This is a genomic window from Pseudomonas sp. Pseusp11, assembly GCF_047304405.1.
Lineage (GTDB): Bacteria > Pseudomonadota > Gammaproteobacteria > Pseudomonadales > Pseudomonadaceae > Aquipseudomonas.
On record NZ_JBGLZF010000040.1, the window covers coordinates 41,863 to 48,141 of the forward strand.

The window sequence follows — 6,279 nt, forward strand, 5'->3', positions numbered from 1 at the left end:
TGACTCCTGTTTGTGTGAAAAACAGGGCGTTATGAATCGAATGGGATTTAAGGGTACGCACGCTCGCACGAGCTGCGGACGGCCCTTTGATGTCAATCCCGTTCTCTCTTCATCCGGACTATGACCGTCGGCCCCGGGATCACACCGGGTCTGCTGACCTTGTCGCCATCACAGCCATTGCCGTGCCTGTCGCCAAGCGCTCGCGGGCTATGCGCATTGCGCGCAATTACCGCCGGTGGGGAGTTACACCCCGCCCTGAGAACGTTTTTGCCGCCAGATTGTTTGGCGGCGAAGCGTTTTTAACACATATTTACGGGGCGTGCATGGCTGCTTTCTGATGATTGCTATCGGGTTTTCCGAAGGCATAAAGCGCCTTTTCCTCGTCCAAGGCTTGATTAATTGTCGGCATGACCGCAGTAATTCCTTTCCGAAACGGATTTTTCCCCTGTTAACCGAGGCCAGATTCATGAGCGTTATCGATCTTCGCAGCGACACCGTCACTCAACCGACCGCAGGGATGCTCGACGCAATGGCCAATGCGGCCACCGGTGACGACGTTTATGGCGAAGATCCGACGGTCAATCGTCTGGAGGCCGAGTTGGCAGCACGACTGGGTTTTGCCGCGGCGCTGTTTGTTCCAACGGGCACCATGAGCAACCTGCTGGGCTTGATGGCCCACTGCGAGCGCGGTGACGAGTACATTGTCGGTCAGCAGGCCCACACCTATAAGTACGAAGGTGGCGGCGCGGCGGTGCTCGGTTCAATCCAGCCGCAGCCGCTGGAAGTGCAAGCCGATGGTTCGCTGGACCTGGCGCAAGTCGCCGCCGCGATCAAACCAGATGACTTCCACTTCGCCCGCACCCGTTTGCTGGCCCTGGAAAACACCATGCAGGGCAAGGTGCTGCCGCTGGAATATCTGGCCCAGGCTCGCCGCTTCACTCGTGAGCATGGCCTGGCGCTGCATCTGGATGGCGCGCGGCTCTACAACGCGGCGGTCAAGCTGGGTGTCGATGCCCGGGAGATCACTCAGCATTTCGATTCGGTGTCGGTTTGTCTGTCCAAAGGCCTGGGCGCGCCGATTGGTTCGGTGTTGTGCGGCTCGGTCGAGTTGATCGCCAAGGCTCGGCGTTTGCGCAAGATGGTCGGCGGCGGCATGCGCCAGGCCGGGATTCTCGCGGCGGCGGGGCTGTATGCGCTGGATAATAATGTTCAGCGCCTGGCCGACGACCATGCCAATGCACAGTTGCTGGCCGAAGGCCTGCGAGCGGCGGGGTATGAGGTCGAGCCGGTGCAGACCAACATGGTTTACGTGAAAATGGGCGACAAGGCTGAAGCGATCAAGGCCTTCGCCGCGACACGCGGGGTCAAGCTCAGCGCTGCCGCTCGTCTGCGAATGGTCACGCACATGGACGTCAACCGTGCGCAAATCGAGCAGGTCGTCGCTACATTCGTCGAGTTTTCCCGCATCTGATCGCGTTAGCGGTCCAATTGACCGTTTCTATCGTATAAACACGCTGTACCCCGCGCGCAGGGCCGATATAATGCGGCCCTTTGCCGTCGCTTCGTCTGTTGACGTTTCGCACAGGCCTTTGGCCGCAGCCTCCGTGGAAGAACCTAATGAAAAGCGCAGAAATCCGTGAAGCCTTCCTTCGCTTCTTCGAAGAGCAAGGCCACACCCGTGTAGCCTCCAGCTCTTTGATTCCGGGCAACGACCCAACCCTGCTGTTCACTAACGCGGGGATGAACCAGTTCAAGGACTGCTTCCTGGGCCAGGAAAAGCGCGCGTACACCCGCGCCGTCAGCAGCCAGAAATGCGTGCGTGCCGGCGGCAAGCACAACGACCTGGAAAACGTCGGTTATACCGCCCGTCACCACACCTTCTTCGAAATGCTGGGTAACTTCAGCTTCGGTGATTATTTCAAGCGTGACGCCATCACCTACGCCTGGAACTTCCTGACCTCCGAGAAGTGGCTGAACCTGCCGAAAGAAAAGCTCTGGGTCACCGTCTACGCCAGCGATGACGAGGCGTACGACATCTGGACCAAAGAGATCGGCGTTCCGGCCGAGCGCATGGTTCGCATCGGCGACAACAAGGGTGCGCCGTACGCGTCCGACAACTTCTGGACCATGGGCGATACCGGCCCGTGCGGTCCTTGCACCGAGATCTTCTACGATCACGGCGCCGACATCTGGGGTGGCCCACCGGGCTCGCCGGAAGAAGACGGCGACCGTTACATCGAAATCTGGAACAACGTGTTCATGCAGTTCAACCGCACCGCCGATGGCGTGTTGCACCCGTTGCCAGCCCCGTCGGTGGACACCGGCATGGGTCTTGAGCGGATCAGTGCCGTGCTGCAGCACGTTCACTCGAACTATGAAATCGACCTGTTCCAGAGCCTGCTGAGCGCATCGGCCAAGGCCATCGGCTGCACCAACGACAATCAGGCTTCCCTGAAAGTCGTGGCTGACCACATCCGTTCCTGCGGCTTCCTGATTGCCGACGGCGTGCTGCCGTCCAACGAAGGCCGCGGTTATGTGTTGCGCCGGATCATTCGTCGCGCTTGCCGTCACGGCAACAAACTGGGCGCCAAGGGCAGCTTCTTCTACCAGATCGTTGCGGCCCTGGTCGCCGAGATGGGCGAAGCGTTCCCGGAACTGAAATCCCAGCAGGCGCACATCGAGCGCGTGCTGAAGGCCGAAGAAGAGCAATTCGCCAAGACTCTGGAGCAGGGCCTGAAGATCCTCGAGCAGGATCTGGCTGAACTCAAAGGCGACGTGGTGCCGGGCGACGTAGTGTTCAAGCTTTACGACACCTACGGTTTCCCGATGGACCTGACCGGCGACATCGCCCGTGAGCGCAGCCTGACCATCGACGAAGCTGGCTTCGAGCGCGAAATGGAAGCCCAGCGCGTGCGTGCCCGCTCCGCCAGCTCCTTCGGCATGGACTACAACAGCCTGGTCAAGGTTGATGTGGCCACCGAGTTCACCGGTTACACCGCTCACAGCGGTTCCGCCAAAATCGTTGCTCTCTATAAAGAAGGGCAATCGGTTGACGTACTGAGCGAAGGCGAAGAGGGCGTGGTCGTTCTCGATCAGACGCCGTTCTATGCCGAATCCGGTGGTCAGATTGGTGATTGCGGCTTCCTCCAGGCTGGCGCTGCGCGTTTCGACGTGCGCGACACCACCAAGACCGGCGGTGCGTTCCTGCACCACGGTGTGCTGGATTCGGGCAGCCTGATCGTAGGTGCTCCGGTGGAGACTCATGTCGATGCCGAAGTGCGCCACGCGACGTCGCTGAATCACTCGGCAACTCACTTGTTGCACGCCGCATTGCGTCAGGTGCTGGGCGAGCACGTTCAGCAGAAAGGCTCGTTGGTCGACAGTCAGCGTCTACGCTTTGACTTCAGCCATTTCGAAGCGATCAAGCCTGAGCAGTTGAAGGCGCTGGAAGACATCGTCAACGCCGAGATTCGCAAGAACTCCGAAGTTGAAACCGAAGAAACCGACATCGAAACCGCCAAGCAGAAAGGCGCCATGGCGCTGTTCGGCGAGAAGTACGGCGAAAGCGTACGCGTGCTGAGCATGGGCGATTTCTCCGTCGAGTTGTGCGGCGGTATTCACGCCACCCGTACCGGCGATATCGGTCTGCTGAAAATCATCAGCGAAGGCGGTGTGGCTTCGGGTGTGCGTCGCATTGAGGCAGTCACCGGTGCCGCGGCACTGGCCTACTTGAATGCTGCAGAAGAACAACTCAAGGAAGCGGCCAACCTGGTCAAGGGCAGCCGCGATAACCTGATCGACAAGCTGTCGGCTGTGCTGGAGCGCAACCGTCTGCTGGAGAAGCAACTCGAGCAGTTGCAGGCCAAGGCTGCCAGCGCAGCGGGCGACGATTTGTCGGCTTCTGCCCTGGACGTCAAAGGCGTGAAAGTGCTGGCCGTGCGTCTGGACGGTCAGGACGGCAAGGCGCTGCTGGCGCTGGTCGATCAACTGAAAAACAAACTCGGCCGCGCAGTGATCCTGCTCGGCAGTGTCCATGAGGAAAAGGTCGTTCTGGTTGCAGGTGTGACCAAAGACCTGACTGGCCAACTCAAAGCCGGTGATTTGATGAAGCAGGCTGCTGCGGCAGTGGGCGGGAAGGGCGGTGGTCGTCCAGACATGGCGCAGGGCGGTGGTATTGACGCTGGCGCACTGGATGCCGCATTGGCCCTGACTGTTCCATTTGTAGAGCAGGGTTTATAAGGCAGTGTGCCTGGCCCGCGGTCTAGTGGCGGGCCAGAACGCTGTTTGAGTGATTATTGGGCGCCCTTCATGGGCAGAGGCGGCTTTGAAATGGCTTTGATCGTACAGAAATTTGGAGGCACCTCAGTCGGCACTGTCGAGAGAATCGAGCAGGTCGCCGACAAGGTTAAGAAATTCCGCGATGCGGGCGATGACCTGGTGGTTGTGCTGTCTGCAATGAGCGGCGAAACCAACCGTCTGATCGATCTGGCCAAGCAAATCAGTGGCGACGGCCAACCGGTTCCACGCGAACTGGATGTGATCGTTTCCACCGGTGAGCAGGTGACGATTGCACTGTTGGCCATGGCGCTGATCAAGCGCGGCGTGCCAGCGGTGTCGTACACCGGCAACCAGGTACGGATTCTGACGGATAGCGCGCACAATAAAGCGCGTATCTTGCAGATTGATGACCAGAAGATTCGCGGTGACCTGAAGGCCGGTCGTGTGGTGGTTGTCGCCGGTTTCCAGGGCGTCGACGAGCACGGCAATATCACCACGCTCGGTCGTGGCGGTTCCGACACCACTGGCGTGGCACTGGCGGCAGCCCTGAAGGCTGACGAATGCCAGATCTACACTGACGTCGACGGCGTCTACACCACCGACCCGCGTGTGGTGTCCGTGGCTCAGCGTCTGGACAAGATCACCTTCGAAGAGATGCTGGAAATGGCCAGCCTCGGCTCCAAGGTGTTGCAGATCCGTGCGGTCGAGTTCGCTGGCAAGTACAACGTTCCGCTGCGCGTACTGCACAGCTTCAAGGAGGGTCCGGGCACCCTCATTACTATTGATGAAGAGGAAACCATGGAACAGCCGATCATTTCCGGCATCGCTTTCAACCGCGATGAAGCCAAGCTGACCATCCGTGGCGTGCCAGACACCCCGGGCGTGGCGTTCAAGATTCTCGGCCCGATCAGTGCCGCGAACATCGAAGTCGACATGATCGTGCAGAACGTTGCGCACGATAACACCACCGACTTCACCTTCACCGTGCACCGCAACGACTACCAGGCGGCGCAATCGGTGCTGGAAAACACCGCTCGCGAGATCGGTGCCCGTGAAGTCGTTGGCGACACCAAGATTGCCAAGGTCTCGATCGTTGGCGTCGGCATGCGCTCCCACGCAGGCGTGGCCAGCCGTATGTTCGAATCCCTGGCGAAAGAAAGCATCAACATCCAGATGATCTCGACTTCGGAAATCAAGGTGTCCGTGGTGATCGAAGAGAAGTACCTGGAACTGGCTGTGCGCGCCCTGCACACAGCTTTCGAACTGGACGCGCCGGCCCGACAGGGCGAGTAATGCGTTCCCCCCGAAGGGCGCGGTCTGACCGCGCCCTTCGTTTTTTTGAATGGTGCGTACCAAAACTGTTCTTTTGCTCGCGCTAGTCAATACTCAGGCATGTAGGGCTGCGACCTTTTCGGTTGTAGGTCGGGTGCCTTTTTTTTGCAGACTGTTGTCCCTGAAATGAAATGCGTGAGGAGAAAGGTATGCTGATTCTGACTCGTCGGTGCGCAGAAAGCCTGATTATTGGTGATGGCGAAATCACCGTGACCGTGCTCGGCGTTAAAGGAAATCAAGTGCGTATTGGTGTCAACGCCCCGAAAGAGGTGGCTGTGCATCGTGAGGAAATTTACCTGCGTATCAAGAAAGAGAAGGACGAAGAACCAAGCCATTAATTTTTATCGTTTTTTATGTTTGCAAACGGGGAAGAAGCTGGTTAATATACGCCCCGTGTTGCGGAGAGCTGGCCGAGTGGCCGAAGGCGCTCCCCTGCTAAGGGAGTACACCTCAAAAGGGTGTCGGGGGTTCGAATCCCCCGTTCTCCGCCATTATTTGCTTAGTACGTTGTAATCTGGCTTCTTCGGTAAGTTGTTGAAATTACTAGAAAAAGTGCTTTACAAAAAGATTTAACGGCCTATAATGCGCGGCAACAAATGCACTCGTAGCTCAGCTGGATAGAGTACTCGGCTACGAACCGAGCGGTCACAGGTTCGAATCCTGTCGAGT

The 6,279-nt window shown here is 58.5% G+C and carries 4 protein-coding genes, 1 tRNA gene and 1 riboswitch; all 5 genes read left to right on the top strand.

Going from position 1 to position 6,279, the window contains the following annotated elements; translation table 11 throughout:
* Positions 1-96: 96 nt before the first annotated feature.
* A riboswitch (FMN riboswitch) is annotated at positions 97-267 on the bottom strand.
* Between the two features lie 199 nt (positions 268-466).
* The 5 genes from ltaE to ACCC96_RS24730 all read left to right on the top strand — a co-directional run bounded on the left by ltaE (position 467) and on the right by ACCC96_RS24730 (position 6,101).
* Complete coding sequence (gene ltaE, locus ACCC96_RS24710; RefSeq protein ID WP_413697167.1) at positions 467-1,471, top strand: low-specificity L-threonine aldolase; 1,005 nt, start codon at positions 467-469, stop codon at positions 1,469-1,471.
* Positions 1,472-1,617: 146 nt separating this feature from the next.
* Positions 1,618-4,239, top strand: coding sequence for an alanine--tRNA ligase (gene alaS, locus ACCC96_RS24715; RefSeq protein ID WP_413697168.1), 2,622 nt, complete (start codon positions 1,618-1,620; stop codon positions 4,237-4,239).
* Positions 4,240-4,329: 90 nt separating this feature from the next.
* A complete protein-coding gene (locus ACCC96_RS24720) occupies positions 4,330-5,571 on the top strand; it encodes an aspartate kinase (RefSeq protein ID WP_007934911.1) in 1,242 nt (413 codons plus the stop codon).
* Between the two features lie 188 nt (positions 5,572-5,759).
* On the top strand, positions 5,760-5,948 hold the full coding sequence (gene csrA, locus ACCC96_RS24725; RefSeq protein WP_002554426.1) for a carbon storage regulator CsrA: 189 nt from the start codon (positions 5,760-5,762) through the stop codon (positions 5,946-5,948).
* Positions 5,949-6,010: 62 nt separating this feature from the next.
* Positions 6,011-6,101 (top strand) — tRNA-Ser (locus ACCC96_RS24730).
* Positions 6,102-6,279: the final 178 nt, after the last annotated feature.